Origin of the sequence: Streptomyces virginiae (genome assembly GCF_040638905.1) — a bacterium.
Lineage (GTDB): Bacteria > Actinomycetota > Actinomycetes > Streptomycetales > Streptomycetaceae > Streptomyces > Streptomyces virginiae_B.
Genome location: NZ_JBEZYV010000022.1, coordinates 54,308 through 81,172, shown reverse-complemented (window position 1 = coordinate 81,172; position 26,865 = coordinate 54,308). Strand labels below are relative to the sequence as shown.

Annotated in this window: 26 protein-coding genes; 17 read left to right on the top strand and 9 right to left on the bottom strand. The window is 70.2% G+C overall.

Annotated elements, in window-relative coordinates:
- Window positions 1-40: 40 nt before the first annotated feature.
- From gap to pgi, 6 genes are all read left to right on the top strand, one after another.
- Entirely contained in the window at window positions 41-1,045 is a 1,005-nt protein-coding gene (gene gap, locus AB0F82_RS26150) for a type I glyceraldehyde-3-phosphate dehydrogenase (protein ID WP_356811978.1), read from the top strand.
- A 126-nt stretch (window positions 1,046-1,171) separates the two neighbouring features.
- Window positions 1,172-2,383 (top strand): phosphoglycerate kinase, encoded by a 1,212-nt coding sequence (locus AB0F82_RS26145; protein WP_356811979.1) that lies wholly within the window; start codon window positions 1,172-1,174, stop codon window positions 2,381-2,383.
- A gap of 6 nt (window positions 2,384-2,389) precedes the next feature.
- Entirely contained in the window at window positions 2,390-3,166 is a 777-nt protein-coding gene (gene tpiA / locus AB0F82_RS26140) for a triose-phosphate isomerase (protein WP_362631743.1), read from the top strand.
- Between the two features lie 129 nt (window positions 3,167-3,295).
- The gene (gene secG, locus AB0F82_RS26135; protein ID WP_356811981.1) at window positions 3,296-3,526 is read left to right on the top strand and encodes a preprotein translocase subunit SecG; all 231 of its coding nucleotides are present in this window, start codon (window positions 3,296-3,298) and stop codon (window positions 3,524-3,526) included.
- Window positions 3,527-3,707: 181 nt separating this feature from the next.
- Entirely contained in the window at window positions 3,708-4,043 is a 336-nt protein-coding gene (locus AB0F82_RS26130; RefSeq protein WP_010352468.1) for an RNA polymerase-binding protein RbpA, read from the top strand.
- A 150-nt stretch (window positions 4,044-4,193) separates the two neighbouring features.
- Complete coding sequence (gene pgi / locus AB0F82_RS26125) at window positions 4,194-5,849, top strand: glucose-6-phosphate isomerase (protein WP_362631792.1); 1,656 nt, start codon at window positions 4,194-4,196, stop codon at window positions 5,847-5,849.
- A 72-nt stretch (window positions 5,850-5,921) separates the two neighbouring features.
- Here the strand turns inward: pgi and pgl are convergent, their stop codons facing one another.
- From pgl to tkt, 5 genes are all read right to left on the bottom strand, one after another.
- The gene (gene pgl, locus AB0F82_RS26120; RefSeq protein WP_362631790.1) at window positions 5,922-6,704 is read right to left on the bottom strand and encodes a 6-phosphogluconolactonase; all 783 of its coding nucleotides are present in this window, start codon (window positions 6,702-6,704) and stop codon (window positions 5,922-5,924) included.
- Between the two features lie 160 nt (window positions 6,705-6,864).
- Window positions 6,865-7,902, bottom strand: coding sequence for a glucose-6-phosphate dehydrogenase assembly protein OpcA (gene opcA / locus AB0F82_RS26115; protein ID WP_362631742.1), 1,038 nt, complete (start codon window positions 7,900-7,902; stop codon window positions 6,865-6,867).
- The gene (gene zwf, locus AB0F82_RS26110; RefSeq protein WP_356811984.1) at window positions 7,899-9,425 is read right to left on the bottom strand and encodes a glucose-6-phosphate dehydrogenase; all 1,527 of its coding nucleotides are present in this window, start codon (window positions 9,423-9,425) and stop codon (window positions 7,899-7,901) included. Before zwf ends, opcA begins: the two co-directional genes overlap by 4 nt.
- Window positions 9,426-9,430: 5 nt before the next feature.
- Window positions 9,431-10,549 (bottom strand): transaldolase, encoded by a 1,119-nt coding sequence (tal, locus tag AB0F82_RS26105; protein WP_356811985.1) that lies wholly within the window; start codon window positions 10,547-10,549, stop codon window positions 9,431-9,433.
- A 32-nt stretch (window positions 10,550-10,581) separates the two neighbouring features.
- The gene (gene tkt, locus AB0F82_RS26100; RefSeq protein ID WP_362631739.1) at window positions 10,582-12,684 is read right to left on the bottom strand and encodes a transketolase; all 2,103 of its coding nucleotides are present in this window, start codon (window positions 12,682-12,684) and stop codon (window positions 10,582-10,584) included.
- A 326-nt stretch (window positions 12,685-13,010) separates the two neighbouring features.
- On the opposite strand from tkt, the gene AB0F82_RS26095 reads away from it, so the two are divergent.
- The 3 genes from AB0F82_RS26095 (at window position 13,011) to AB0F82_RS26085 (ending at window position 15,563) form a co-directional block, all read left to right on the top strand.
- Window positions 13,011-13,958, top strand: coding sequence for a heme o synthase (locus AB0F82_RS26095; protein WP_356811987.1), 948 nt, complete (start codon window positions 13,011-13,013; stop codon window positions 13,956-13,958).
- A 24-nt stretch (window positions 13,959-13,982) separates the two neighbouring features.
- Window positions 13,983-14,342: a hypothetical protein gene (locus tag AB0F82_RS26090; RefSeq protein WP_356811988.1), complete on the top strand. Its 360-nt coding sequence runs from the start codon at window positions 13,983-13,985 to the stop codon at window positions 14,340-14,342.
- A 129-nt stretch (window positions 14,343-14,471) separates the two neighbouring features.
- Window positions 14,472-15,563, top strand: a complete 1,092-nt coding sequence (locus AB0F82_RS26085) for an amidohydrolase family protein (protein ID WP_362631737.1) — start codon at window positions 14,472-14,474, stop codon at window positions 15,561-15,563.
- Between the two features lie 31 nt (window positions 15,564-15,594).
- Here AB0F82_RS26085 and AB0F82_RS26080 read toward each other — a convergent pair whose 3' ends face one another.
- The 4 genes from AB0F82_RS26080 to AB0F82_RS26065 all read right to left on the bottom strand — a co-directional run bounded on the left by AB0F82_RS26080 (window position 15,595) and on the right by AB0F82_RS26065 (window position 19,481).
- A complete protein-coding gene (locus AB0F82_RS26080) occupies window positions 15,595-16,554 on the bottom strand; it encodes a COX15/CtaA family protein (protein WP_436842156.1) in 960 nt (319 codons plus the stop codon).
- 34 nt (window positions 16,555-16,588) lie between these two features.
- Window positions 16,589-17,722 carry a hypothetical protein gene (locus tag AB0F82_RS26075; protein ID WP_362631733.1) on the bottom strand — a complete coding sequence of 378 codons (1,134 nt, stop codon included), beginning with the start codon at window positions 17,720-17,722 and terminating at the stop codon, window positions 16,589-16,591.
- A 68-nt stretch (window positions 17,723-17,790) separates the two neighbouring features.
- Window positions 17,791-18,558, bottom strand: coding sequence for an ABC transporter permease (locus tag AB0F82_RS26070; protein ID WP_362631731.1), 768 nt, complete (start codon window positions 18,556-18,558; stop codon window positions 17,791-17,793).
- The gene (locus tag AB0F82_RS26065; protein ID WP_362631729.1) at window positions 18,555-19,481 is read right to left on the bottom strand and encodes an ABC transporter ATP-binding protein; all 927 of its coding nucleotides are present in this window, start codon (window positions 19,479-19,481) and stop codon (window positions 18,555-18,557) included. The genes AB0F82_RS26070 and AB0F82_RS26065 overlap by 4 nt, the downstream gene beginning before the upstream one ends.
- A gap of 358 nt (window positions 19,482-19,839) precedes the next feature.
- Here AB0F82_RS26065 and AB0F82_RS26060 point away from each other — a divergent pair, with 358 nt between their 5' ends.
- The 8 genes from AB0F82_RS26060 to AB0F82_RS26025 all read left to right on the top strand — a co-directional run bounded on the left by AB0F82_RS26060 (window position 19,840) and on the right by AB0F82_RS26025 (window position 26,435).
- Window positions 19,840-20,601, top strand: a complete 762-nt coding sequence (locus AB0F82_RS26060; protein ID WP_356811994.1) for a helix-turn-helix transcriptional regulator — start codon at window positions 19,840-19,842, stop codon at window positions 20,599-20,601.
- Window positions 20,598-22,013, top strand: coding sequence for a Fe-S cluster assembly protein SufB (gene sufB / locus AB0F82_RS26055; protein ID WP_356811995.1), 1,416 nt, complete (start codon window positions 20,598-20,600; stop codon window positions 22,011-22,013). The genes AB0F82_RS26060 and sufB overlap by 4 nt, the downstream gene beginning before the upstream one ends.
- A 76-nt stretch (window positions 22,014-22,089) precedes the next feature.
- Complete coding sequence (sufD, locus tag AB0F82_RS26050; RefSeq protein ID WP_356811996.1) at window positions 22,090-23,268, top strand: Fe-S cluster assembly protein SufD; 1,179 nt, start codon at window positions 22,090-22,092, stop codon at window positions 23,266-23,268.
- Window positions 23,268-23,585, top strand: coding sequence for a bifunctional 3-phenylpropionate/cinnamic acid dioxygenase ferredoxin subunit (locus AB0F82_RS26045; protein WP_030831344.1), 318 nt, complete (start codon window positions 23,268-23,270; stop codon window positions 23,583-23,585). The genes sufD and AB0F82_RS26045 overlap by 1 nt, the downstream gene beginning before the upstream one ends.
- A gap of 7 nt (window positions 23,586-23,592) precedes the next feature.
- A complete protein-coding gene (gene sufC, locus AB0F82_RS26040; protein ID WP_356811997.1) occupies window positions 23,593-24,357 on the top strand; it encodes a Fe-S cluster assembly ATPase SufC in 765 nt (254 codons plus the stop codon).
- Entirely contained in the window at window positions 24,354-25,610 is a 1,257-nt protein-coding gene (locus AB0F82_RS26035; RefSeq protein WP_356811998.1) for a cysteine desulfurase, read from the top strand. The genes sufC and AB0F82_RS26035 overlap by 4 nt, the downstream gene beginning before the upstream one ends.
- 22 nt (window positions 25,611-25,632) lie before the next feature.
- Window positions 25,633-26,094 (top strand): Fe-S cluster assembly sulfur transfer protein SufU, encoded by a 462-nt coding sequence (gene sufU, locus AB0F82_RS26030; protein ID WP_030027090.1) that lies wholly within the window; start codon window positions 25,633-25,635, stop codon window positions 26,092-26,094.
- Window positions 26,091-26,435, top strand: coding sequence for a metal-sulfur cluster assembly factor (locus AB0F82_RS26025; RefSeq protein ID WP_362631725.1), 345 nt, complete (start codon window positions 26,091-26,093; stop codon window positions 26,433-26,435). Before sufU ends, AB0F82_RS26025 begins: the two co-directional genes overlap by 4 nt.
- Window positions 26,436-26,865 lie beyond the last annotated feature (430 nt).

Here is a 26,865-nt window from a genome sequence, read left to right as displayed (position 1 = left end):
GCCGGCGCTCTCACCGGCGCACCAACGAGGAGATCGGTTCGTGACGATCCGCGTAGGCATCAACGGTTTTGGCCGCATTGGCCGCAACTACTTCCGGGCCCTCCTGGAGCAGGGAGCGGACATCGAGATCGTCGGTGTCAACGACCTGACTGACAACGCCACCCTGGTGCACCTTCTCAAGTACGACACCATTCTGGGCCGCCTCAAGGCCCAGGTGTCCCACACCGACGACACCATCACCGTCGCCGGCAACACCTTCAAGACCTTCGCCGAGCGCGACCCCGCGAACCTCCCCTGGGGCGAACTGGGCGCCGACATCGTCATCGAGTCGACCGGCATCTTCACGAAGAAGGCGGACGCCGCCAAGCACATCGCGGCCGGCGCGAAGAAGGTCCTCATCTCGGCTCCCGCCAAGGACGAGGACATCACCATCGTGATGGGCGTCAACCAGGACAAGTACGACGCGGCCAACCACCACGTCATCTCCAACGCGTCCTGCACCACGAACTGCGTGGCGCCGATGGCCAAGGTCCTCGACGAGAACTTCGGCATCGTCAAGGGGATGATGACGACGGTCCACGCGTACACGAACGACCAGCGCATCCTGGACTTCCCGCACTCGGACCTGCGCCGCGCCCGCGCCGCCGCCGAGAACATCATCCCGACCTCGACGGGTGCCGCCAAGGCCACCGCGCTGGTCCTGCCGCAGCTCAAGGGCAAGCTGGACGGCATCGCGATGCGCGTCCCGGTGCCGACCGGCTCGGTCACGGACCTCGTGCTGGAGCTCGACCGCGAGGTCACCAAGGACGAGATCAACGCCGCCTTCCAGAAGGCCTCCGAGGGCCAGCTGAAGGGCATCCTCGACTACACCGAGGACGCGATCGTCTCTTCCGACATCGTGAACTGGCCGGCGTCCTGCACCTTCGACTCCTCCCTGACCATGGTTCAGGGCAAGCAGGTCAAGGTCGTCGGCTGGTACGACAACGAGTGGGGCTACTCCAACCGCCTCGTGGACCTGACGGTCTTCGTCGGCGGCCAGCTCTGAGTTCCAGGGCTGACACCACGATGTGAAGCACAGGGTCCGGGCCGCGCGACGATGCGCAGCCCGGACCCTGTAGCTTGCCAGTCGTTCTTCGCCCCCGACACGGGCGCCCAAAGGAGTCAGAAACACATGAAGACGATCGACGAACTGCTCGCCGAAGGCGTCAAGGGCAAGCGGGTCTTCGTCCGCGCGGACCTCAACGTTCCGCTCGCCGAGGGCACGATCACCGACGACGGCCGCATCCGCGCCGTCCAGCCCACGATCGCGAAGCTCGCCGAAGCCGGCGCCCGCGTCGTCGTGGCCTCGCACCTCGGCCGCCCCAAGGGCGCCCCGGAGCCGGCCTTCTCGCTCGCGCCGGCCGCCGCGCGCCTCGGTGAACTGCTGGGCGCGGACGTCGCGTTCGCCACCGACACCGTGGGTTCCTCCGCCAAGGAGACCGTCGCCGCCCTCACCGACGGCCAGGTGGCCGTCATCGAGAACCTCCGCTTCAACGCCGGTGAGACCTCGAAGGACGACGCCGAGCGCGGCGCCTTCGCGGACCAGCTCGCGGAACTCGCCGACATCTACGTCGGCGACGGCTTCGGCGCCGTCCACCGCAAGCACGCCTCGGTCTTCGACCTGCCCGCGCGGCTCCCGCACGCGGCCGGCCAGCTCATCGCCACCGAGGTCGGCGTCCTGAAGAAGCTGACGGACGAGGTCAAGCGCCCGTACGTCGTGGTCCTCGGCGGCGCCAAGGTCTCCGACAAGCTCGCCGTCATCGACGAGCTGCTCGGCAAGGCCGACCGCCTCCTGATCGGCGGCGGCATGGCCTACACCTTCCTCCACGCCCAGGGCCACGAGGTCGGCATCTCCCTGCTCCAGAAGGACCAGGTCGACAAGGTCAAGGAGTACATGGCCCGGGCCGAGTCCACCGGCGTCGAGCTCGTCCTGCCGGTCGACATCCTGGCCTCGACGGACTTCCCCGACCTGAAGACCAAGGCCCCGGCCGAGTACACCACCGTCGACGCGGACAAGATCCCCGCCGACAAGGAGGGTCTGGACATCGGTCCGAAGACCCGTGAGCTGTACGCCTCGAAGATCGCCGACGCGGAGACCGTCTTCTGGAACGGCCCCCTGGGCGTCTTCGAGCACCCCGACTACGCCGGCGGCACCCGCGCGATCGCGCAGGCCCTCGTCGACAGCGACGCCTTCACCGTGGTCGGCGGCGGCGACTCTGCCGCCGCGGTCCGCACGCTCGGCTTCGACGAGAACGCTTTCGGCCACATTTCTACCGGCGGCGGCGCCTCCCTCGAGTACCTCGAGGGCAAGACGCTCCCCGGCCTCGCCGCCCTGGAGGGCTGAACCCGTATGACCACCCGCACCCCGCTCATGGCGGGCAACTGGAAGATGAACCTCAACCACCTCGAGGCCATCGCCCACGTCCAGAAGCTCGCCTTCGCGCTCACCGACAAGGACCACGACGCCGTCGAGGTCGCGGTCCTGCCGCCCTTCGTCGACCTGCGCTCCGTCCAGACCCTGGTCGACGGCGACAAGCTGAAGATCAAGTACGGCGCCCAGGACATCTCCGCGCACGACTCCGGCGCCTACACCGGCGAGATCTCCGGCCCGATGCTGTCGAAGCTGCGGTGCACGTACGTGGCCGTCGGCCACAGCGAGCGCCGCCAGTACCACGGCGAGACCGACGAGATCTGCAACGCCAAGGTCAAGGCCGCCTTCAAGCACGGGATCACCCCGATCCTGTGCGTCGGCGAGGGCCTGGACATCCGCAAAGCCGGCCAGCAGGTCCCGTACACGATCACCCAGCTCGACGGCGGCCTCAAGGACGTCCCGGCCGAGCAGGTCGAGTCCATCGTGATCGCCTACGAGCCCGTCTGGGCCATCGGGACCGGCGAGGTCGCCACCCCCGAGGACGCCCAGGAGGTCTGCGGGGCGATCCGCGGCCGCCTCGCGGAGCTGTACTCGCAGGAGCTGGCCGACAAGGTCCGCATCCAGTACGGCGGCTCCGTGAAGTCCGGGAACATCGCGGCGATCATGGCGCAGCCCGACGTCGACGGCGCCCTGATCGGCGGCGCGGCGCTCGACGCGGACGAGTTCGTCAAGATCGTCCGCTTCCGCGACCAGTGAGTATGCGGTAGGGCCGATCCGTCGTACCCTTGCGGGGGCCAGAGGCTGAACCACCAGCCGCTGGCCCCCGCGCACATCTCGCAAAGCCGGAAAGCCTGAAAAGCCAGAAAGTAGGAATCAGCCGTGATTATGGGGTTCTCGATCGCCCTGATCGTCTTCAGCGCCCTGCTGATGCTGCTCGTGCTGATGCACAAGGGCAAGGGCGGCGGCCTCTCCGACATGTTCGGCGGCGGCATGCAGTCGTCGGTCGGCGGCTCCTCCGTCGCGGAGCGGAACCTGGACCGCATCACCGTCGTGGTGGGTCTGCTCTGGTTCGCGTGCATCGTCGCGCTCGGCCTCGTGATGAAGACGGGCAGCTGACCGTTCTCGCCATTCCGGCAGTCCGGTCGGCATCGCCCGGCCTATCATGAGGCTGGCGTTCACGACGTGGAATCAGTAACTCCGCTCACTGGACGTGCGTTGGGCCTTACGTAGACTTGGGCGCTCCGCGGCGGAAATTCCACTCACACTCCGCGGCACCATCACGCAGGGAGTTACGACCGTGGCAAGTGGCAACGCGATCCGTGGTAGCCGGGTCGGAGCGGGGCCGATGGGTGAGGCAGAGCGCGGGGAGTCCGCGCCCCGCCTGCGCATCTCCTTCTGGTGCTCGAACGGGCACGAGACGCAGCCGAGCTTCGCCAGCGATGCGCAGGTGCCGGACACCTGGGACTGCCCGCGCTGCGGGTTCCCGGCCGGCCAGGACCGGGACAACCCGCCCGCGCCGCCGCGCACCGAACCGTACAAGACGCACCTGGCGTACGTGCGCGAGCGGCGCTCCGACGCCGACGGCGAGGCGATCCTCGCCGAGGCGCTCGCCAAGCTCCGGGGCGAGATCTGACCCCGCCCGGCGAATGTGACGTGTGGCCCGGCCCCGCAGGAACCTCTCCTGCGGGGCCGGGCCTCTTTGTGTGCGTTGCGCCGCTTGTGATCCCTTAAGTTGGTGAACGGCGGGGCACGACAGGACGGAAGAAGTGGGTTGATGTCCGAGATGAACGCAGGCAGCCGTACGAAGCTCAACCGGACGCCCGAGTGGCAGGCACTCGGCAAGCACCGGGAGGAGTTCGGCCAGACGCATCTGCGGCAGCTGTTCGAGGAGAATCCCGGCCGCGGCGCCGGCTACACGCTGCGGGTCGGCGACCTGCACATCGACTACTCCAAGCACCTCGTCACCGACGAGACGCTGGAGCTGCTGCGCGAACTGGCTGCGGCGGCGGGCGTGGCCGAGCTGCGCGAGGCCATGTTCCGCGGCGAGAAGATCAACACGACCGAGGACCGGGCGGTCCTGCACACCGCGCTGCGCGCACCGGCCGACACCGTCGTCGAGGTGGACGGCGAGGACGTCGTCCCCGGCGTGCACGCGGTCCTCGACAAGATGGCGGCCTTCTCCGAGCAGATCAGGTCGGGGAAGTGGACCGGCTTCACCGGCAAGCGCATCAGGAACGTCGTCAACATCGGCATCGGCGGCTCCGACCTCGGTCCCGCCATGGCCTACGAGGCCCTGCGCGCCTTCGCCGACCGCGCCCTGACCGTGCGTTTCGTGTCCAACGTCGACGGGGCGGACCTGCACGAGGCCGTGCGCGACCTGGACCCGGAGGAGACGCTGTTCATCATCGCCTCCAAGACCTTCACCACCATCGAGACCATCACGAACGCCACGTCGGCGCGCAGCTGGCTGCTCGCCGGACTGGGCGGCGACCAGGCTGCCGTGGCACGGCACTTCGTGGCGCTGTCGACCAACGCGGAGAAGGTCACCGAGTTCGGCATCGACCCGGCCAACATGTTCGAGTTCTGGGACTGGGTCGGCGGGCGCTACTCCTTCGACTCGGCCATCGGGCTCTCCCTGATGATCGCGATCGGCCCGGGCGCCTTCCGCGACCTGCTGGCCGGCTTCCACCTGATGGACCAGCACTTCCGCACGGCGCCCGCCGAGGAGAACGCCCCGCTGCTGATGGGCCTGTTGGGGATCTGGTACGGCGCCTTCTTCGACGCGCAGTCGCACGCGGTGCTCCCGTACAGCCACTACCTCTCGCGCTTCACCGCGTACCTGCAGCAGTTGGACATGGAGTCCAACGGCAAGTCCGTGGACCGCGACGGCAATCCGGTGGAGTGGCAGACCGGCCCGGTGGTCTGGGGCACGCCCGGCACCAACGGCCAGCACGCCTACTACCAGCTCATCCACCAGGGGACGAAGGTGATCCCCGCGGACTTCATCGGCTTCGCGAACCCGGTGGCCGAGCTGGAAGCGGCCCCGGCGGCCCAGCACGACCTGCTGATGGCCAACTTCTTCGCGCAGACCCAGGCACTGGCCTTCGGCAAGACGGCCGACGAGGTCCGCGCGGAAGGGGCGCCGGAGTCGCTGGTCCCGCACAAGACCTTCCACGGCAACCATCCGACGACCACCATCCTGGCCACGGAACTCACCCCCGGGGTACTGGGCCAGCTGATCGCGCTGTACGAGCACAAGGTGTTCGTCCAGGGCGCCGTGTGGAACATCGACTCCTTCGACCAGTGGGGCGTGGAGCTCGGGAAGGTGCTCGCCAAGCGCATCGAGCCCGCCCTGACCGAAGGCGCGGACGTGCCCGGTCTGGACGCCTCGACGCAGGCGCTGGTGACCACCTACCGGACGCTGCGCGGACGCGGCTGACGGGTGCGCAAAGGGCCCGCTCTCCCGGAGGAGGGCGGGCCCTTCGCGTCGGCTCCCGTCAGTCGGCTCCCGTCAGGAGGAGGCCGGAGGATACATCCCGGACGGCAGCTTGGCCGCCGCCGCACGGTCCAGGAGCCACAGGGTGCGCGAGCGCCCGTACGCCTCCGCGGCCGGCGCCTGCACGCCGCCCGCCCCGCCGAGGGCGATGGCTACCGCTCCGGCCTTGTCCTCCCCCGCCGCCAGCAGCCAGACCTCGCGGGCCGCCCGGATGGCCGGGAGGGTCAGTGAGATCCGGGTGGGCGGGGGCTTGGGGGCGCCGTGCACGCCGACGACCGTGCGGTCGGTCTCCCGGGTCGCAGGGTGCTCGGGGAACAGCGAGGCCACGTGCGTGTCCGGGCCGACGCCGAGCATCAGCACGTCGAAGGTGGGGACCGGGCCGTGGTCCTCCGGGCCGGCCGCCCTGGCCAGCTCGGCCGCGTACGCGGAGGCCGCCGCGTCCACGTCGGCGCCGTAGGGGCCGTCCGAGGCCGGCATGGCGTGCACGCGGGCGGGGTCGACCGGGACGGAGTCCAGGAGGGCCGCGCGGGCCTGGGTGTGATTGCGCTCGGGGTCGTCGGCGGGCACGTACCGCTCGTCGCCCCACCACAGGTCGAGCCGCTGCCAGTCGATCGCGTCGCGGGCCGGGGCGGTGGCCAGCGCGGCGAGGAGCCCGTTGCCGTTGCGTCCGCCGGTGAGGACCACGGACGCGGTGCCGCGGGCCGTCTGGGCGTCCACGATCTTCGTGATGAGCCGGGCCGCGGTGGCCTGGGCCATCAGTTCCTTGTCCCGGTGGACGACGACCTGAGGAGTCGTCATACCCATGTGCTGCCGCCTTCTGTGTAGTTCAGGGTGTGCGGTGGTGCGCACACCGCTGCGCGGAGCCGCTCCCCGCCCCGCCCTTTCGCCGTTTCCTGGGGCTCCGCCCCGGTTTGGAGAAGGGGCGGGGTGGGGCAAGGGCTCCGCGCAGCGGCCGCACCTACTTGGCCGGGGCCTTCTTCGCCGGCTTGGCGGCCGGCTTCGAGGGCTCGGCCTTGGCCGGAGCGTCCTCCTCCGCCTTCGCGGGAGCCTCGGGCTCGGGCGCGGCGGTCGCCGCCGCCAGCTGCGACACGCCGTACTTCAGCGAGGCCGCGTACGTGTTGTCCGGGTCCAGCCGGCGCAGCTCCTCCGCCAGGAGCTCAGCCGTGTCGCGGCGCTTGAGCGCCACGTTCCGGTCGGGCTGCCCCGGCATGCACAGCGTGGCCAGCCCGCCGTCCGCCCGGTTCAGGACGATGTCGCCGTCCTTCGTCGCCAGACGTACGGCGGTCAGGCCCGGCCCAGGCGACAGCTGGCGGCGGACGGGGACCTGCAGCCGGTCCGCCAGCCACATGGCCAGCAGCTCACAGCTCGGGTTGTCGCCCTCGCCCTCGACGGTCGCCGAGACGACCGTCAGGGCCTGCTGGTCCAGCGCCGCGGCCAGCATGGAGCGCCACGGGGTGATCCGGGTCCACGCCAGGTCCGTGTCCCCCGGTGCGTACGCGCCGGCCCGGGCGCCGAGCATCCCGACCGGGTTCTCGCAGGAGTACGTGTCCGTGATGCGGCGCTGCCCGAGCGCACCCAGCGGATCGCCCGCCAGGTCCGTGGGAGCACCGTCCGGCCACCAGACGACCACAGGCGCATCCGGAAGGAGCAGCGGGAGAACCACCGACTGGGCGTGGTCGACCAGTTCGCCGTGAAGGCGCAGCACGACCGTCTCACCGCTGCCGGCGTCCGCCCCGACGCGGACTTCCGCGTCGAGCCGGGCGTCACGGCGGCTGCGCGGCGAGCGGCTGGCCCGCTTGATGACGACGACGATCCGCGAGGGGTGTTCGTGGGACGCGTCGTTCGCCGACTTGAGCGCGTCGTACGCGTTCTCCTCGTCGGTCACGATCACCAGCGTGAGGACCATGCCGACGGCCGGCGTGCCGATGTCCCGGCGTGCCTGCACCATCGCAGCATTGATCTTGCTGGAGTTGGTCTCCGTGAGGTCGATCTTCATGGCCGGCGCCAGCTCCGTCCGTCTCGTGCGAGCATCTCGTCCGCCTCGACCGGCCCCCAGGTGCCCGCCGGGTACTGCGCGGGCTTGCCGTGCTTGTCCCAGTACTCCTCGATCGGGTCGAGGATGTTCCAGGACAGCTCCACTTCCTGGTGACGGGGGAAGAGGTTCGCGTCGCCGAGGAGCACGTCCAGGATGAGCCGCTCGTACGCCTCGGGGCTCGACTCCGTGAAGGACTCGCCGTAGGCGAAGTCCATCGTGACGTCCCGGACCTCCATGGAGGTGCCCGGAACCTTGGAACCGAAGCGCACCGTCACGCCCTCGTCCGGCTGGACCCGGATGACCAGGGCGTTCTGCCCCAGCTCCTCGGTCGCGCCCGACTCGAAGGGCAGGTACGGGGCCCGCTTGAAGACGACCGCGATCTCGGTCACCCGGCGGCCCAGGCGCTTGCCCGTCCGCAGGTAGAAGGGGACGCCCGCCCAGCGGCGGTTGTTGATCTCCAGGCGGATGGCCGCGTAGGTGTCGGTCTTCGACTTGGGGTCGATGCCGTCCTCTTCGAGGTACCCGACGACCTTCTCGCCGCCCTGCCAGGCCGCCGCGTACTGGCCGCGCACGGTGTGCTTGCCCAGGTCCTCCGGCAGCTGCACCGCCGTCAGGACCTTGAGCTTCTCCGCCACCAGCGCCTTGGGGTGGAAGGAGCCGGGCTCCTCCATCGCGGTCAGCGCGAGCAGCTGGAGCAGGTGGTTCTGGATGACGTCGCGGGCCGCGCCGATGCCGTCGTAGTAGCCCGCCCGGCCGCCGATGCCGATGTCCTCGGCCATGGTGATCTGCACGTGGTCGACGTACGACCGGTTCCAGATCGGCTCGAACATGGTGTTGGCGAAGCGGAGCGCCAGGATGTTCTGGACGGTCTCCTTGCCGAGGTAGTGGTCGATCCGGAAGACCTCGTCACGCGGGAAGACCTCGTGGACGACCTTGTTGAGCTCCTCGGCGCTCTTCAGGTCGTGGCCGAAGGGCTTCTCGATGACGGCACGCCGCCAGGAGCCCTCCTTCTGCGCCAGGCCGTGGTCCTTGAGCTGCTGGACCACCTTGGGGAAGAACTTCGGCGGGACGGACAGGTAGAAGGCGAAGTTGCCTCCGGTGCCCTGCGCCTTGTCGAGCTCGTCGATCGTCGCCTTCAGCGTCTCGAAGGCGGCGTCGTCGTCGAAGTCGCCCTGGACGAAGCGGCAGCCCTGGACCAGCTGCTGCCAGACCTCCTCCCGGAAGGGGGTGCGCGAGTGCTCCTTGACCGCCTCGTACACCTCCTGGGCGAAGTCCTCGTGCTCCCACTCCCGGCGGGCGAACCCGATGAGGGAGAAGCCCGGCGGGAGCAGGCCGCGGTTGGCCAGGTCGTAGACGGCAGGCATCAGCTTCTTGCGCGACAGGTCACCCGTAACGCCGAAAATGACCAGGCCGGACGGCCCCGCGATGCGCGGGAGCCGCCGGTCCTGTGCGTCACGAAGCGGGTTCGCTCCGTTGAGAGACAAGGTGTTCAGGCCTCCGTGGGGGCGAGGCGCTCGAGCTCCGCCTCGGTCGACTTCAGCAGGTCGTTCCAGGACGCCTCGAACTTCTCGACGCCCTCGTCTTCCAGCAGCTGAACGACATCGTCGTACGAGATGCCCAGCTTCGCGACCGCGTCGAGCTCGGCGCGGGCCTGCTCGTAGGTACCGCGGACGGTGTCACCGGTGATCTGCCCGTGGTCCGCGGCGGCCTCCAGGGTGGCCTCCGGCATGGTGTTCACCGTGTTCGGGGCGACCAGGTCGTCCACGTACAGGGTGTCCTTGTACGCCGGGTCCTTGACGCCCGTCGAGGCCCACAGCGCACGCTGCTTGTTGGCTCCGGCGCGTTCCAGGGCGGTCCAGCGGTCCGAGGAGAAGACCTCCTCGTAGGCCTCGTAGGCCAGACGGGCGTTGGCGAGGGCCGCCTTGCCCTTGAGGGCCTTCGCCTCGTCGGTGCCGACGGCGTCCAGGCGCTTGTCGATCTCGGTGTCCACGCGGGACACGAAGAAGGAGGCGACCGAGTGGATCAGGGAGAGGTCCAGGCCGGCGGCCTTGGCCTTTTCCAGACCGGCCACGTACGCGTCCATCACCTCGCGGTAGCGCTCCAGCGAGAAGATCAGCGTGACGTTGACGCTGATGCCCTTGCCGATGACCTCGGTGATCGCCGGCAGGCCGGCCTTCGTCGCCGGGATCTTGATGAGCGTGTTCGGGCGGTCCACCAGCCATGCGAGCTGCTTGGCCTCGGCGACGGTCGCAGCGGTGTCGTGCGCCAGACGGGGGTCGACCTCGATGGACACGCGGCCGTCCTGGCCGTCGGTGCGGTCGTAGACCGGGCGCAGGATGTCGGCGGCGTCCCTGACGTCCGCCGTCGTGATCATGCGCAGGGCCTCTTCCACGGTGACCTTGCGGGTCGCGAGGTCGGTGAGCTGCTGCTCGTAACCCTCGCCGCCGCTGATCGCCTTCTGGAAGATCGCCGGGTTGGTGGTGACACCGACCACGTGCGACTGGTCGATGAGCTCGGCCAGGTTGCCGGACGTGATGCGCTTGCGGGACAGGTCGTCCAGCCAGATCGCGACGCCTTCGTCGGAGAGGCGCTTGAGTGCGTCTGTCATGGGATTACATCTCCTACTGGTTGCGTGCGGCGTCAGCGCGCGGCGGCGGCGAGGCGTACTGCATCGATGCTGGCCTGTGCGGCGGCCACCACGTTCTCGGGGGTGAAGCCGAACTCGCGGAAGAGCACCTTCGCGTCGGCGGAGGCACCGAAGTGCTCCAGCGACACGATCCGGCCGGCGTCGCCGACGTAGCGGTGCCAGGTCAGGCCGATGCCCGCCTCGACCGCGACGCGCGCCTTGACCGACGGCGGCAGGACGCTGTCCTTGTACTCCTGGCTCTGCTCCTCGAACCACTCGACCGACGGCATCGAGACGACCCGGGTCGGGACGCCCTGCGCCTGGAGCTGCTCGCGGGCCTCGACGGCCACGTGCACCTCGGAGCCGGTGCCGATGAGGACGACCTGCGCCGGGCCGCCCTCGGCCTCGAACAGGACGTACCCGCCCTTGGCGGCGGCCTCGTTGCGCTCGTAGGTCGGCACGCCCTGGCGGGTCAGCGCCAGGCCGTGCGGGGCGCCCTTGCCGAAGACCTTGGTGTGGCGGCGCAGGATCTCGCGCCAGGCGATGGCGGTCTCGTTCGCGTCGGCCGGGCGGACGATGTTCAGGCCCGGGATCGCGCGCAGCGAGGCGAGGTGCTCGACCGGCTGGTGGGTCGGGCCGTCCTCGCCGAGGCCGATGGAGTCGTGCGTCCACACGTAGGTCACCGGCAGGTGCATCAGCGCGGACAGGCGCACGGCGTTGCGCATGTAGTCGGAGAACACCAGGAAGGTGCCGCCGTAGATGCGGGTGTGGCCGTGCAGCGCGATGCCGTTCATGGCCGCGGCCATGGCGTGCTCGCGGATGCCGAAGTGGATGGTGCGGCCGTACGGGTCGGCCTCCGGCAGCGGGTTGCCCACCGGCAGGAACGAGGAGTCCTTGTCGATGGTGGTGTTGTTGGAGCCGGCCAGGTCGGCCGAGCCGCCCCACAGCTCCGGGATGACCGCGCCGAGCGCCTGCAGGACCTTGCCGGACGCTGCACGGGTGGCGACGCCCTTGCCGGTCTCGAAGACGGGGAGCTTGTCCTCCCAGCCCGCGGGCAGCTCGTTGGCGTTGATGCGGTCGAACTCGGCGGCGCGCTCCGGGTTGGCGGTGCGCCAGGCGGAGAAGTCCTTCTCCCAGGCGGCCTTGGCCTCGCGGCCGCGGTCCAAGGCCTTGCGGGTGTGGGCGATGACCTCGTCGGAGACCTCGAAGGTCTGCTCCGGGTCGAAGCCGAGCACGCGCTTGGTGGCCGCGACCTCGTCGTCGCCGAGCGCCGAGCCGTGGGCGGCCTCGGTGTTCTGGGCGTGCGGGGCGGGCCAGGCGATGATCGAGCGGGCCGCGATGAAGGACGGGCGGTCCGTCACGGCCTTGGCGGCCTGGAGCGCGGCGAAGAGCGCCTTCGGGTCGAGGTCGCCGTTCTCCTGCTGCTCGACGCGCTGGACGTGCCAGCCGTACGCCTCGTAGCGCTTCATGGTGTCCTCGGAGACGGCCGTCTCCGTGTCACCCTCGATGGAGATGTGGTTGTCGTCCCACAGCAGGACGAGGTTGCCCAGCTTCTGGTGGCCGGCCAGCGCGGACGCCTCGTGGGAGATGCCCTCCTGGAGGCAGCCGTCGCCCGCGACCGCGTAGACCATGTGGTCGAACGGGGAGGTGCCGGGGGCGGCCTGCGGGTCGAAGAGACCGCGCTCGTAGCGGGCGGCCATGGCCATGCCCACCGCGTTGGCGACACCCTGGCCGAGGGGGCCGGTGGTGGTCTCGACGCCGGCCGTGTGGCCGTACTCCGGGTGGCCGGGGGTCTTGGAGCCCCAGGTGCGGAACGACTTCAGGTCGTCCAGTTCCAGCCCGAACCCGCCCAGGTACAGCTGGGTGTAGAGGGTCAGGGACGAGTGCCCCGCGGAGAGCACGAAACGGTCGCGGCCCACCCACTCGGGGTCCGCCGGGTCGTGCCGCATCACCTTCTGGAAGAGGGTGTACGCGGCGGGGGCCAGGCTCATCGCCGTACCGGGGTGGCCGTTTCCGACCTTCTGGACCGCGTCAGCGGCCAGGATGCGGGCGGTGTCGACGGCCCGCTGGTCCAGTTCGGTCCACTCGAGCTCTGTGGTGGTCGGCTTGGTGCTCACCGTGGGTCAGGGCTCCTCTCCACATGTTTGTATCCCGGTGACGAACGGTGCACCGGCGCGATTCCGAGCCTACCCCCGCAACGGCGTGCAGCTATTCGAGTGCAGGCGGTCCGTCATCGCGCCGCCGGCCCGCGTTCACCCGGCCACGGGGCGCGGGCGGTGTCGTCCCCCGTATGTATGCACGGTCCGATCGGCTCAACACGAGGCGACCCCGGCGCGGGGCGACGTAAGCGCAACGTCTACAGTGGCGTGGTACGCGCAAGCCTTAACCGGGCCTTCATGTTGTGAACGGCCCGAGTCGGAGCTTGCTGGATTCTCTCTCAGGGGTGTGCGTGACGGCCGTCGAATCCCGTCCAGCGGGGGTGCTCGGGACGAGCCCCGGTCACCGGCCGTTCGGGACCCGCGTCATGGCTTTCGTGGCATTGACCAAGCCGCGGATCATCGAACTTCTGCTGATCACCACAGTGCCGGTGATGTTCCTCGCGGAGCAGGGCGTTCCGTCGCTGTGGCTGGTCCTGGTGACCTGCGTCGGCGGCTACCTGTCCGCGGGCGGCGCGAACGCGCTGAACATGTACATCGACCGCGACATCGACGCGCTGATGGACCGCACCTCGCAGCGCCCGCTGGTGACCGGCATGGTCAGCCCGCGGGAGTGCCTGGTCTTCGGCATCACGCTCGGCGTGGTCTCCACCCTGTTCTTCGGCCTGCTCGTCAACTGGCTGTCGGCGGCACTCTCCCTCGGGGCGCTCCTCTTCTACGTCATCGTCTACACGATGCTGCTGAAGCGGCGCACGACCCAGAACATCGTCTGGGGCGGCATCGCGGGCTGCCTGCCGGTGCTCATCGGCTGGTCCGCCGTCCGCAACGAGCTCTCCTGGGCCGCGGTCATCCTCTTCCTCGTCATCTTCTTCTGGACGCCGCCGCACTACTGGCCGCTGTCGATGAAGGTGGCCGACGACTACGCGCGCGTCGGGGTGCCGATGCTCCCCGTCGTCGCGGGCAACAAGGTCGTGGCGCGCCAGATCGTGCTCTACAGCTGGGTGATGGTCGGTGTCTCGCTGCTGCTGACCCCGCTGGGGTACACCGGCTGGTTCTACACCTCGGTCGCGCTGCTGGCCGGCGGCTGGTGGCTGTGGGAGGCGCACGCGCTGCACGCGCGGGCCAAGTCGGGCGTGACGGGCGCGAAGCTCAAGGAGATGCGCCTGTTCCACTGGTCGATCACCTATGTGTCGCTGCTGTTCGTGGCGGTGGCCGTGGATCCCTTCCTCCGTTGATTACTCGCCGGTAGCATGGCCTCCATGGGAGACACCGCAGACAGCGCGGCCGCCGCAGGCGCCGCGGACAAGAAGCAGGACCGTACCGCCGCGAAGCTGGCCAGGCAGATCGGCGCCTTCGCCAAGCAGCACGGCGGCGCCGAGGGCCAGCTCGCCCACATGGGCCAGGCCGGCACCCGCATCGTGCTCGTGGGCACGGACGGCGGCTGGGGCGACCTGGTGGCCCCGACCTTCGCGGTGGCGCAGCTCGCCGCGCAGAAGGCCGGGCTGACCCTCCACGAGGAGTTCGACGGGGAGTTCGCCGCGCGGGTGCGGACCGGCCCGTACGAGTGGTCGCGGATGGCCGGCATCCAGCTCGGCGGATCCGAGAACCCGGCGGCCTGACCGCCGCCCGGACGGCGTCCTGAGGACCGGAGTGCGGTCTCGGTCAACAGCCCGAGCAACACCTCACACCCGGCTCACCCGTTAGGACGTGTGGAAGCGCCTTCCTCACGTCCGCAACGGGATGCCCGGATGATCGAAACGCCGCCCCTGGTGGACCAGTACTGCCACGGAGTCCTCCGTACGGAGCTGGGCCTGGGCACCTTCGAGGCCCAGCTGATCCACTCGGCCGGCCCGCCCGCCGCGGGCACGACCTTCTTCGACACCCAGACCGGCTTCGCCGTCCGCCGGTGGTGTCCGCCGCTGCTGGGACTGGAGCCGCACGCCGCCCCCGCCCGCTATCTGGCCAGGCGCCGCGAGCTGGGTCCGGTCGAGTCCGCGCGGCGGCTGCTGCGGGGGTCCGGAGTCGCCGCCTACCTGGTCGACACGGGTATGGCCGGGGACCTGACGTGCCCCAAGGACATGGCGCTGGCCGCCGGCGCCGAGGCATTCGAGACGGTCGGGCTGGAGTTACTGGCCGAACAGGCCGCCGACACCTCCGGGACGGTGGCCGCCTTCCTCGCCAATCTCGCCGAGGCCGTGCACCACGCCTCCGCCGGGGCCGCCGCCTTCTCCTGCGCCACGGCCCTCGGCCGCGCGGACGGCGCTCTCCTCGACCCCGAGCCGCCCGGTCCGGGCGAGGTGCGCGGGGCGGCCGGACGGTGGCTGGCCGGGCGGGCGCGCGGCGGAGCGCTGCGGGACCCCGTGCTCCTGCGGCACCTGCTCTGGAGCGCGGTGGCGTCCGGGCTGCCGCTCCAGCTGCACACCGGTACGGGGGACCCCTCGGCGCTGACCGGGTTCGTACGGGCCACCGTGGGGTCGGGCACGCAGCTGGTGCTGCTCGGCGGATATCCCCACCACCGGCACGCGGCGCGGCTCGCGGAGGCCTTCCCGCACGTCTACGCCGACGCGGGCGCGGGCCTCGGGCGCACCGGGGCGCGGGCCGCGGCGGTCCTGGCCGAGCTGCTGGAGCTCGCGCCGTTCGGGAAGCTGCTGTTCTCCAGCGGGGGACGGCGGTTGCCCGAACTGCACGCGGTGGGCGCCCTGGTGTTCCGGGAGGCGCTGGCCCGGGTGCTGGGCGGCTGGGTCGCCGAGGGGTCCTGGTCCTGGCGGGACGCGGACCGGGTGGCGGCCATGGTCGCGGCGGGCAACGCCCGCCGCGTCTACCGGCTGGACCGGCCGTGAGGCCGGTCCGGGGGCGTACCGCCCGGCCGGCTCAGACGGAGGAGAGCTGGGCGTCGCCCGGTGCGATGATCCCCACCTCGTCCGCCGGCCGCTCGCGCAGGCTCAGGGCGAGCCGGAGCACCGCGATCCACACCAGGCAGGAGCCCAGCATGTGGACGGCGACGAGGACCTCGGGCAGGTCGGTGAAGAACTGCACGTAGCCGATGCCGCCCTGGGCGAGCAGCACGAGAAGCAGGTCGCGCGCACGGGCCCGGGTGTCGACGGGGGCGTCGACGACGCGCAGCACCAGCCACATCGCGACGGCCAGCGCGCAGACCACCCAGGCGGCGATCGCGTGCACGTGCGCGGTGGCCTCCCAGTCGAACGGCATCCGCTTGATCTCGCTGCTGTCACCGGCGTGCGGGCCGGAACCGGTGACCACCGTGCCCGCGGCGATCAGCACGAGGGTGGTCAGGATCAGTGCCCACGACAGCTTGCGGACCGGGCCGGGGACGCGCGGGCGGGGGGCGGTGTCGCCCTCGCCGACGCGCTGCCAGGTGACGGTCGTCACGGCGATCAGCGTGGTGGCCAGCAGGAAGTGCCCCGCCACGCTGTACGGGTTGAGGCCCGTCATGACGGTGATGCCGCCGAGCACGGCGTTGCACATCACGAGGGCGAACTGGATCCAGCCGAGCTTCGTCAGCGAGCGGCGCCAGGGCTCCGCCGAGCGGGCCGCGACGATCACCCAGCCGACGGCGGCGCAGAGCACGTACGTCAGCATCCGGTTGCCGAATTCGACGGCGCCGTGGAAGCCCTGCTCCTGCGTCACGATCAGACTGTCGTCGGTGCACTTTGGCCAGGTGTCGCAGCCGAGACCGGATCCGGTCAGCCGCACCGCGCCGCCGGTGACGACGATGGCCACGCTCATGAGGAGCGCGGCGAGCGCGGCCCGCCGGACGATCCGGGGTGACGGAGTCCAGCGGCTGGCGATGTATGCGAGGGGGTTCAACACGCCCCATATCGTAGGCGACCCCTTGTGCAAAGTTTCACGAGGGGGTGGGGGGTGGTGTGTCGGGGCCGACGAGCAGCCGGAACCGGGCTCCGGCGGGGTCGCCCTCCTCGTGCCACCACAGGAGGACGCGCCAATGCGCGGCGTCGCCCGGGTAGTCCGGCGAACTCGTGAACCCGCGAAGTAATTCGCCCGCTACGTCCTCGGCTGTCCGGTTCCTCACCTCTGTGGCGCTGTGCCAGGGATGGGGGAGTGCGCCCCACCGTCCGTCAGGGCCGCGGACGTCGAAGCGCCACACCGCGAGCCACGGCGTGACCTCCAGCATCGTGCGCACCTGTTCGGTGTCGAGGTGCAGCCGGGCCGCGATCTCGGGCTCCGCCACCGACCGGATGCGGGCGGCCACCACGGCCCGGGGCAGCAGCCTTTCGGGCAGCAGTCCCCGGGCGCGCAGGCCGACCAGTTCGTCGAAGGCCAGGTGGCGCAGGCGCAGCTCCAGCTGGCGGCCGATGTGGTCGAGGGCCTCCTCGGCCGCCTCGGCCTCCTCCGCGCCGGGGTCGGCCAGGAGCAGCCGGCGGAAGTCGGACTCCGCGTCCACGGCCCAGGCCACCGCCTCCTCGGCGGAGCCCAGCTCGGCGAGGCGGTCCCCGAGGAACACCTTGGCCTGGGCGAGGCCCCGCCGGTTGACCGGATCGGCCTGGTCCAGTCCCGCCCACACCTCCACCGCGGTACGGGTCAGATCGCGGGCGCGCTCACCGGCGGCCCGCTCCATGGCGCTCGGGCCGTCGCCGGCGGCCGGGCCCAGCGGATGCTTCGGCAGCCGGTCCGCGTCGCTCAGCGGCCAGGCCAGCCAGACACCGTGGTTGATCAGCCCGCGGGCGTACCAGCGGGCGTACTCCGGGGTGTGCCGGGCGGCGCGTTCGGAGCTGCGCAGGCCCTCCTCGATGGTGGCGAGGGCGCCCGCGCGGTCTCCCGCGGCGAACCGCAGGGCGGCCCGGTCGGCGAGGCGCAGCCCGAGCAGGGCGGTGCACTCAGGATCGTCGGTGAGCGTGCGCAGGGCGCCGATCAGCTCGTCCAGGAGCCTTTCGCGCTCCGCCGGCTCCGCCCGCGCGGCCCCCGCCCGCACACGCGCCCATTGGTCGTCCAGCCGAAGAACGGCCTCCCGCTGCACCATGTCCGCCCCCCGGCTTCATGTGTGGAGGCGCCCATCCTCCCGGCCGCGCCGCCGCGAGGGAAAGGGTTTCATTCCCAGCGGAAGAGCCGCGCGGCGGCGCCCAGACCGAGTACGGCCCAGGCCGCGAGGACGGCCGCGTCGCCCCACGGCAGCGCGGCCCCGTGCCGCAGCACCTCGCGCAGCCCGTCGGACAGGGCCGAGATCGGCAGCAGCTCCAGGACGGACCGCACCGAATCCGGGAACTTGTCGAGCGGCACGATCACCCCGCCGCCGACCAGCAGCAGCAGGAAGACCAGGTTGGCGGCGGCCAGGGTGGCCTCGGCCTTGAGCGTGCCCGCCATCAGCAGGCCGAGCCCCGAGAAGGCGGCGGTGCCCAGCAGGACCAGCGCGGCGACCGACAGCGGGTTCCCCTGCGGGGACCAGCCCAGGGCGAGGGCGATCACCGTCAGCAGGGCGATCTGCAGCACCTCGGTGACCAGCACCGAGAGGGTCTTGGCGGCCATCAGCGCCCAGCGCGGCAGCGGGGAGGCCCCGAGCCGCTTGAGCACCCCGTAGCGGCGGTCGAAGCCGGTGGCGATGGCCTGGCCGGTGAAGGCGGTGGACATCACGGCGAGGGCGAGGACGCCGGGGGCGAGGAAGTCCACCGGCTTCCCGGCGCCCGTGTCGACGATGTCGACGGCGGAGAACAGCACCAGCAGCAGCGCCGGGATGATCACGGTCAGGAGCAGCTGCTCGCCGTTGCGCAGCAGCATCCGCGTCTCCAGCGCCGTCTGCGCGAGGATCATGCGGGACACGGGTGCGGCCCCCGGGCGGGGGGCGAACGTACCGGCGCTCATGCGCGCAGCTCCTTACCGGTCAGTTCGAGGAAGACGTCTTCGAGGGTGTGCCGCTCCACCGCCAGGCCGTCCGGCATCACGCCGTTCTGCGCGCACCAGGAGGCGACGGTGGCCAGCAGCTGCGGGTCGACCTCGCCGGTCACCCGGTAGACGCCCGGGGTGACCTCGGCCGCCTGGGTGCCGTCGGGCAGGGCCTTCAGCAGCGAGGCCAGGTCGAGGGAGGGACGGCCGGTGAAGCGCAGGGTGTTCTCGGCGCCGCCCCGGCACAGCTGCTCGGGGGTGCCGTGGGCGATGACGCGGCCCGCGTCCACGATGGCGACCTCGTCCGAGAGCTGCTCGGCCTCGTCCATGTGGTGGGTGGTGAGGACGACGGTGACCCCGTCGGCGCGCAGTTCCCGTACGAGGTCCCAGGTGGCGCGGCGGGCCTGCGGGTCCAGGCCGGCGGTGGGCTCGTCGAGGAAGACCAGCTCGGGGCGGCCCACGACGGCCATGGCCAGGGCGAGGCGCTGCTGCTGGCCGCCGGAGAGCCGGCGGTAGGGGGTGCGGCCGCAGCCGCCGAGTCCCAGGCGTTCCACCAGGGTGTCCGGGTCGAGCGGGGCGGCGTACAGCTTGGCCATGTGGCGCAGCATCTCGACGGCGCGGGCTCCGGAGTAGACGCCTCCGGACTGGAGCATCACGCCGATCCGCGGGCGCAGGGCCTCGGCCTGGGCGACCGGGTCGAGGCCGAGGACGCGGACGGTGCCGGCGTCGGGGCGGTGGTAGCCCTCGCAGGTCTCCACCGTGGTCGTCTTGCCCGCGCCGTTGGGACCGAGGACCGCGGTGACGGAGCCCCTGCGGACGGTGAGGTCCAGTCCGTCCACCGCCGTCTTGGCGCCGTACCGCTTCACCAGTCCGCGGATCTCCACGGCGGGGTCGTTGCTCATGGTGGGTGAGTCTACGGAGCCGGGGGTCGGGCCCCCGGTCCCGGGTCCCGAGGGCCGGGGTATTCGAACACCCGGTAGTGAAAACGGCTTTTTTCAGTCCGGTGGCCCTGGGTGGACCATCCGGTTTCGGTGATCTTTTACGGAAGGCGGCGTTCAGGGCGCCGGGAACCGCCGCGGGCGCATGAGCGCTGGTGGGGGCCGTGAATCCGGCGATGCAAGGTGCTTGGAGGGTGGGTGGAATTCACCCCTCCGAATAACTCTCCGTCGATAAATAAGGTAACCCTTAGTGATGGAGGCCACCAGGCGTGGCCTCCGTCACGGCTTGTCCGGGCTCGGTTAATTACGCAACAATGGCGTTGTGAAATACGGCGAACGGCAGAACGAGGCCCCTCAGGGGGAGCTCGCCACCGGGGAGCGGTCAACCCGCAACCGCGTGGCGCGCTCGATCCTGGACCACGGCCCGTCCACCGTCGCCGACCTCGCCCAGCGCCTCGGCCTCACCCAGGCCGCCGTCCGCCGCCACCTCGACGCGCTCGTCGCCGACGACGTGGTCGAAGCCCGTGAGCAGCGCGTGTACGGAGCGCGGACCCGGGGTCGGCCCGCCAAAGTCTTCGCGCTCACCGACTGCGGCCGCGACGCCTTCGACCAGTCCTACGACAAGCTCGCCGCGGACGCCCTGCGCTGGATCGCGCAGTCCGTCGGCGGCGGCGAGCAGGGCGAGGCGGCCGTCGCCGCCTTCGCCAGGTCGCGGATGGAATCGCAGGCGCAGGCCTACCGGGAAGCCGTCGACGCGGCCGCCCCCGAAGGCCGCACGCAGGCCCTTGCCAAGGCGTTGACGCAGGACGGGTACGCTGCTACGGCGAAGAGCGCTCCCGGTCCGCACAGCGGTGAACAGCTCTGCCAGCACCACTGCCCGGTCGCCCACGTGGCCGAGCAGTTCCCGCAGCTCTGCGAGGCGGAGACCGAGGTCTTCTCCCGCCTGCTCGGGACGCACGTGCAGCGCCTCGCCACGATCGCCCACGGCGACGGAGTGTGCACGACGTTCATTCCGCGAAGCGCGGGCGCCACACAGACCGACACATCAGTATCTGCAAGTACGGCCGGGAGGAACCCCGCATGACCACGGAGACTGCTCACCCTGAGCTCGATGGCCTGGGCACCTATGAATACGGCTGGGCCGACTCCGACGCGGCCGGTGCCGCCGCCAAGCGGGGTCTGTCCGAGGACGTCGTCCGCGACATCTCGGCGAAGAAGTCCGAGCCGGAGTGGATGCTGAACCTCCGCCTCAAGGGGCTGAAGCTCTTCGGCAAGAAGCCCATGCCGATGTGGGGCTCCGACCTCTCGGGCATCGACTTCAACAACATCAAGTACTTCGTGCGCTCCACCGAGAAGCAGGCCGCTTCGTGGGAGGAACTGCCCGAGGACATCAAGAACACGTACGACAAGCTCGGCATCCCGGAGGCGGAGAAGCAGCGGCTCGTCGCCGGCGTCGCGGCCCAGTACGAGTCCGAGGTCGTCTACCACCAGATCCGCGAGGACCTGGAGGAGCAGGGCGTGATCTTCCTCGACACGGACACCGCGCTCAAGGAGCACCCGGAGCTCTTCCAGGAGTACTTCGGCACGGTGATCCCGGTCGGCGACAACAAGTTCGCCTCGCTGAACACCGCGGTGTGGTCCGGCGGGTCGTTCATCTACGTCCCCAAGGGTGTCCACGTGGACATCCCGCTCCAGGCCTACTTCCGCATCAACACGGAGAACATGGGCCAGTTCGAGCGGACGCTGATCATCGTCGACGAGGACGCCTACGTCCACTACGTCGAGGGCTGCACCGCCCCGATCTACTCCTCTGACTCGCTCCACAGCGCCGTCGTCGAGATCATCGTGAAGAAGGGCGGCCGCTGCCGCTACACGACGATCCAGAACTGGTCGAACAACGTCTACAACCTGGTCACCAAGCGCGCCGTGGCGTACGAGGGCGCGACCATGGAGTGGATCGACGGCAACATCGGTTCCAAGGTCACCATGAAGTACCCGGCCGTCTACCTGATGGGCGAGCACGCCAAGGGCGAGACCCTGTCCATCGCCTTCGCGGGCGAGGGCCAGCACCAGGACGCCGGTTCCAAGATGGTCCACATGGCGCCGAACACCTCCTCGAACATCGTCTCCAAGTCGGTGGCCCGTGGCGGTGGCCGCACCTCCTACCGCGGCCTCGTCGAGATCGGCGAGGGCGCGCACGGCTCCAAGTCCAACGTGCTCTGCGACGCCCTGCTCGTCGACACCATCTCCCGCTCGGACACCTACCCCTACGTGGACGTCCGCGAGGACGACGTCACGATGGGCCACGAGGCCACCGTCTCCAAGGTCTCCGACGACCAGCTCTTCTACCTGATGGCCCGCGGCCTGACCGAGTTCGAGGCCATGGCGATGATCGTGCGCGGCTTCGTCGAGCCGATCGCCAAGGAGCTGCCCATGGAGTACGCGCTGGAGCTCAACCGGCTGATCGAGCTGCAGATGGAGGGCTCGGTCGGCTAGTCCCGGCCGCTCCCGCCCCGCAGCACATCCATAGACGTAGACGTGTTCTTTTAAGAGAGCGAGCAAGACGACAGCCATGGCTGAGGCTCAGAACATTCCGGCGGGCTCCACCACCGCCGGCGCGATTGCGGTGGCCGCCGAGTCCACCGTCGCCACCCGGATGAGCGCGCCCCCGTCCTTCGACGTGGCCGACTTCCCGGTTCCGCACGGCCGCGAGGAGGAGTGGCGGTTCACGCCGCTCGCCCGCCTCAAGGGCCTGCACGACGGCACCGCTGTCGCGGACGGCACCATGAAGGCCCAGATCGACGCGCCCGAGGGCGTCACGGTCGAGTCCGTGGAGCGCGGCGACGAGCGGATCGGCAAGGCCGGCACTCCCGTCGACCGCGTCGCCGCACAGGCGTTCTCGTCCTTCGCCAAGGCCACGGTCATCACCGTGCCCAAGGAGACCGTGCTCAGCGAGCCGATCCGGGTCGCCCTGCACGGCGAGGGCGGCACGACCTTCGGCCACACCGTCTTCGACGTGAAGCCCTTCGCCGAGGCGATCATCGTGATCGACCACACCGGCGACGGCGTGCGCGCCGCCAACGTGGACATCCTCGTCGGCGACGGCGCCAAGGTGACCTTCGTGTCCGTCCAGGACTGGGACGACACCGCCGTCCACACCTCGCAGCACAACGCCCTCGTCGGCCGCGACGCGAGCTTCAAGTCCGTGGTCGTCACCTTCGGCGGCGACCTGGTCCGCCTGCACCCGCGCATCACCTACGCGGGCCCCGGCGGCGAGGCCGAGATGCTCGGCGTGTACTTCACGGACGCAGGCCAGCACCAGGAGCACCGCCTCCTCGTCACGCACGACGCCCCGCACTGCAAGTCGAACGTGGTCTACAAGGGCGCGCTCCAGGGCCAGGACGCCCACGCCGTCTGGATCGGTGACGTGCTCATCGAGAAGAGCGCCGAGGGCACCGACACCTACGAGATGAACCGCAACCTCGTCCTCACGGACGGCGCGCGGGTCGACTCCGTGCCGAACCTGGAGATCGAGACCGGCGAGATCGTCGGCGCCGGCCACGCCTCCGCCACCGGCCGCTTCGACGACGAGCAGCTCTTCTACCTGCAGGCCCGCGGCATCCCGGCCGACGAGGCCCGTCGCCTGGTCGTCCGCGGCTTCTTCGCCGAGCTCGTCCAGCAGATCGGTGTCGACGACATCGAGGAGCGCTTGATCACCAAGATCGATGCCGAGCTCCAGGGTTCCGTCTGATGAACTACGTCAAGGCCTGCGCGCTGAGCGAGCTGGAGGAGAACACCCCCAAGCGGGTGGAACTCGACGGCACGCCCGTGTCCATCATCTCCACCGACGGGGAGGTGTTCGCCATCAACGACATCTGCTCGCACGCGAACGTCTCGCTCTCGGAGGGCGAGGTCGAGGACTGCATGATCGAGTGCTGGCTGCACGGGTCGGCCTTCGACCTGCGCACCGGCAAGCCCTCCGGTCTGCCCGCGACGCGCCCCGTCCCCGTATACCCCGTAAAGATCGAAGGGGACGACGTGCTCGTCTCCCTCACCCAGGAGTCCTGAGGTATCCATGGCAACGCTTGAAATCCACGACCTGCACGTCTCCGTCGAGGCCGAGAACGGCGCCCGCGAGATCCTCAAGGGCGTCGACCTCACCGTCAAGCAGGGTGAGACGCACGCCATCATGGGTCCGAACGGCTCCGGCAAGTCCACGCTGGCGTACTCCCTGGCCGGTCACCCGAAGTACACCGTCACCGGTGGCACCGTGACCCTCGACGGCGAGGACGTCCTGGAGATGTCCGTCGACGAGCGCGCCCGCGCCGGCGTCTTCCTCGCCATGCAGTACCCGGTCGAGGTCCCCGGCGTCTCGGTCTCCAACTTCCTGCGCACCTCCGCCACCGCCATCCGCGGCGAGGCCCCCAAGCTGCGCACCTGGGTGAAGGAGGTCAAGTCCGCCATGGAGCAGCTCCACATGGACCCGGCCTTCGCCGAGCGCAACGTCAACGAGGGCTTCTCCGGCGGTGAGAAGAAGCGCCACGAGATCCTCCAGCTGGAGCTCCTCAAGCCGAAGATCGCGATCCTCGACGAGACCGACTCCGGCCTGGACGTCGACGCCCTGCGCATCGTCTCCGAGGGCGTCAACCGCGTCCGCGAGACCGGTGAGGTCGGCACCCTGCTGATCACCCACTACACGCGCATCCTGCGCTACATCAAGCCCGACTTCGTGCACGTGTTCGCGAACGGCCGCATCGCCGAGTCCGGCGGCGCCGAGCTCGCCGACCAGCTGGAGAACGAGGGCTACGACAAGTACGTGAAGGGTGGCGCGACCGCGTGACACAGCTGCCTGGCCTCCTCGACACCGAGGCGATCCGCAAGGACTTCCCCCTGCTGGATCGTGTGGTCCACGACGGGAAGAAGATCGTTTACCTGGACAACGCTGCGACCTCGCAGAAGCCGCGCCAGGTACTCGACGCGCTGAACGAGTACTACGAGCAGCACAACGCGAACGTCCACCGCGGCGTGCACGTGCTCGCCGAGGAGGCCACGGCGCTGTACGAGGGGGCCCGCGACAAGGTCGCCGCCTTCATCAACGCGCCGAGCCGCGACGAGGTGATCTTCACCAAGAACGCCTCGGAGTCGCTCAACCTCGTCGCGAACATGCTCGGCTGGGCGGACGAGCCCTACCGGGTCGACCGCGAGACCGAGATCGCCATCACCGAGATGGAGCACCACTCCAACATCGTGCCGTGGCAGCTGCTCGCGCAGCGCACCGGCGCGAAGCTGAAGTGGTTCGGCCTCACCGACGACGGCCGGCTCGACCTGTCCAACATCGAAGAGGTCATCACGGAGAAGACGAAGATCGTCTCCTTCACGCTGGTCTCCAACATCATGGGCACGGTCAACCCGGTCGAGGCGATCGTCCGGCGCGCCCAGGACGTCGGCGCGCTGGTGCTGATCGACGCCTCCCAGGCCGCTCCGCACATGCCGCTGGACGTGCAGGCGCTCGGCGCCGACTTCGTGGCCTTCACCGGCCACAAGATGTGCGGCCCGACCGGCATCGGCGTCCTGTGGGGCCGCCAGGAGCTGCTGGAGGACCTGCCTCCGTTCCTCGGCGGCGGCGAGATGATCGAGACCGTGTCGATGCACGCCTCGACCTACGCCCCGGCGCCGCACAAGTTCGAGGCCGGTACGCCCCCGATCGCCCAGGCCGTCGGCCTCGGCGCGGCCGTGGACTACCTGTCGGCGATCGGCATGGACAAGATCGCCGCGCACGAGCACGCGATCACCGAGTACGCGATCAAGCGCCTCGCCGAGGTGCCCGACCTGCGGATCATCGGCCCCACCACGGCCGAGGACCGCGGCGCCGCGATCTCCTTCGTACTCGGCGACATCCACCCGCACGACGTCGGCCAGGTCCTGGACGAGCAGGGCATCGCGGTCCGCGTGGGACACCACTGCGCGCGCCCCGTCTGCCTGCGCTACGGAATTCCGGCGACGACGCGAGCGTCTTTCTACCTGTACTCCTCTCCGGCCGATGTCGACGCGCTGATCGACGGGCTGGAGCACGTACGGAACTTCTTCGGCTGACGGACGAGGCGACGAGGACGCAGTGAAGCTGGATTCGATGTACCAGGAACTGATCCTGGACCACTACAAGCACCCGCACGGGCGTGGCCTGCGCGACGGCGACGCCGAGGTGCACCACGTCAACCCGACCTGCGGTGACGAGATCACGCTGCGCGTGAAGTACGACGGTGAGACGCTGACAGATGTCAGCTACGAGGGCCAGGGCTGCTCCATCAGCCAGGCCAGCGCCTCCGTACTGAACGAGCTGCTCGTGGGCAAGGAACTGGCCGAGGCGCAGAAGATCCAGGCCGTGTTCCTGGAGATGATGCAGTCCAAGGGCAAGATTGAGCCCGACGAGGCCATGGAGGAGGTGCTGGAGGACGCGGTCGCGTTCGTCGGCGTCTCCAAGTACCCGGCGCGTGTGAAGTGCGCTCTGCTGAGCTGGATGGCGTGGAAGGACGCGACGGCCCAGGCTCTGGGCGACGCGGAGAGGAAGACGGCATGACCGAGAACGCGGCGCCCGAGGCGTCGACCAAGCCGGCCACCGAGGAAGAGGTCCGCGAGGCCCTCTACGACGTGGTCGACCCCGAGCTGGGCATCGACGTCGTCAACCTGGGCCTGATCTACGGCATCCACATCGACGACGCGAACATCGCCACCCTCGACATGACCCTGACCTCGGCGGCCTGCCCGCTGACGGACGTCATCGAGGACCAGGCGAAGTCGGCGACGGACGGCATCGTCAACGAACTCCGGATCAACTGGGTCTGGATGCCGCCGTGGGGCCCGGACAAGATCACGGACGACGGTCGTGAGCAGCTCCGCGCGCTCGGCTTCAACGTCTGATTCACCCCCGCTCGCCCAGGAGGGCCCCCGGCACGCGCGTGCCGGGGGCCCTCCTGCTTGCCCGCCGGCTGCCTCCCCGGCCCAGAACCTCTCGACGGCCGTCACGACGTGGCGCGGCATACGGCAGGACCCCCCGGGACCGTCCGTTTCGCCGCCGGGACCGCCTGTCCCGCCGCGCTGCTGATCGCCGGGCCGACCACGCCCGCACAGGCCGTGACGTACGGGCGCAGACGATCGCACTGTCCGCGTCCTACCCCTTCCGGGGCCGTCCGGGCGACCGGGGACCCGGTCGTGGACGTCACCGTCGGCCGGAGCGGGGCCGATGCCTCGCCCTGACGGTCAGCGCCTCGGCGTCGAGCAAGGCCTCGGAGGGCCCGGACGAAGGCCCGGTTGCCGGCGGTACCTGTGACGGGGGCGAGGGCGGCCGCCC

Excerpts from the sequence above, each read along its gene's own strand:
- sufC (WP_356811997.1), top strand. The coding sequence starts at position 23,593 with ATGGCAACGCTTGAAATCCACGACCTGCACGTCTCCGTCGAGGCCGAG.
- AB0F82_RS26045 (WP_030831344.1), top strand. The coding sequence starts at position 23,268 with ATGAACTACGTCAAGGCCTGCGCGCTGAGCGAGCTGGAGGAGAACACC.
- AB0F82_RS26145 (WP_356811979.1), top strand. The coding sequence starts at position 1,172 with ATGAAGACGATCGACGAACTGCTCGCCGAAGGCGTCAAGGGCAAGCGG.
- secG (WP_356811981.1), top strand. The coding sequence starts at position 3,296 with ATGGGGTTCTCGATCGCCCTGATCGTCTTCAGCGCCCTGCTGATGCTG.
- tpiA (WP_362631743.1), top strand. The coding sequence starts at position 2,390 with ATGACCACCCGCACCCCGCTCATGGCGGGCAACTGGAAGATGAACCTC.
- opcA (WP_362631742.1), bottom strand. The coding sequence starts at position 7,902 with ATGAAGATCGACCTCACGGAGACCAACTCCAGCAAGATCAATGCTGCG.
- pgi (WP_362631792.1), top strand. The coding sequence starts at position 4,194 with ATGAACGCAGGCAGCCGTACGAAGCTCAACCGGACGCCCGAGTGGCAG.
- AB0F82_RS26070 (WP_362631731.1), bottom strand. The coding sequence starts at position 18,558 with ATGAGCGCCGGTACGTTCGCCCCCCGCCCGGGGGCCGCACCCGTGTCC.
- pgl (WP_362631790.1), bottom strand. The coding sequence starts at position 6,704 with ATGACGACTCCTCAGGTCGTCGTCCACCGGGACAAGGAACTGATGGCC.
- AB0F82_RS26085 (WP_362631737.1), top strand. The coding sequence starts at position 14,472 with ATGATCGAAACGCCGCCCCTGGTGGACCAGTACTGCCACGGAGTCCTC.
- tal (WP_356811985.1), bottom strand. The coding sequence starts at position 10,549 with ATGACAGACGCACTCAAGCGCCTCTCCGACGAAGGCGTCGCGATCTGG.
- sufD (WP_356811996.1), top strand. The coding sequence starts at position 22,090 with ATGGCTGAGGCTCAGAACATTCCGGCGGGCTCCACCACCGCCGGCGCG.
- sufB (WP_356811995.1), top strand. The coding sequence starts at position 20,598 with ATGACCACGGAGACTGCTCACCCTGAGCTCGATGGCCTGGGCACCTAT.
- AB0F82_RS26075 (WP_362631733.1), bottom strand. The coding sequence starts at position 17,722 with ATGGTGCAGCGGGAGGCCGTTCTTCGGCTGGACGACCAATGGGCGCGT.
- AB0F82_RS26065 (WP_362631729.1), bottom strand. The coding sequence starts at position 19,481 with ATGAGCAACGACCCCGCCGTGGAGATCCGCGGACTGGTGAAGCGGTAC.
- AB0F82_RS26090 (WP_356811988.1), top strand. The coding sequence starts at position 13,983 with ATGGGAGACACCGCAGACAGCGCGGCCGCCGCAGGCGCCGCGGACAAG.
- AB0F82_RS26025 (WP_362631725.1), top strand. The coding sequence starts at position 26,091 with ATGACCGAGAACGCGGCGCCCGAGGCGTCGACCAAGCCGGCCACCGAG.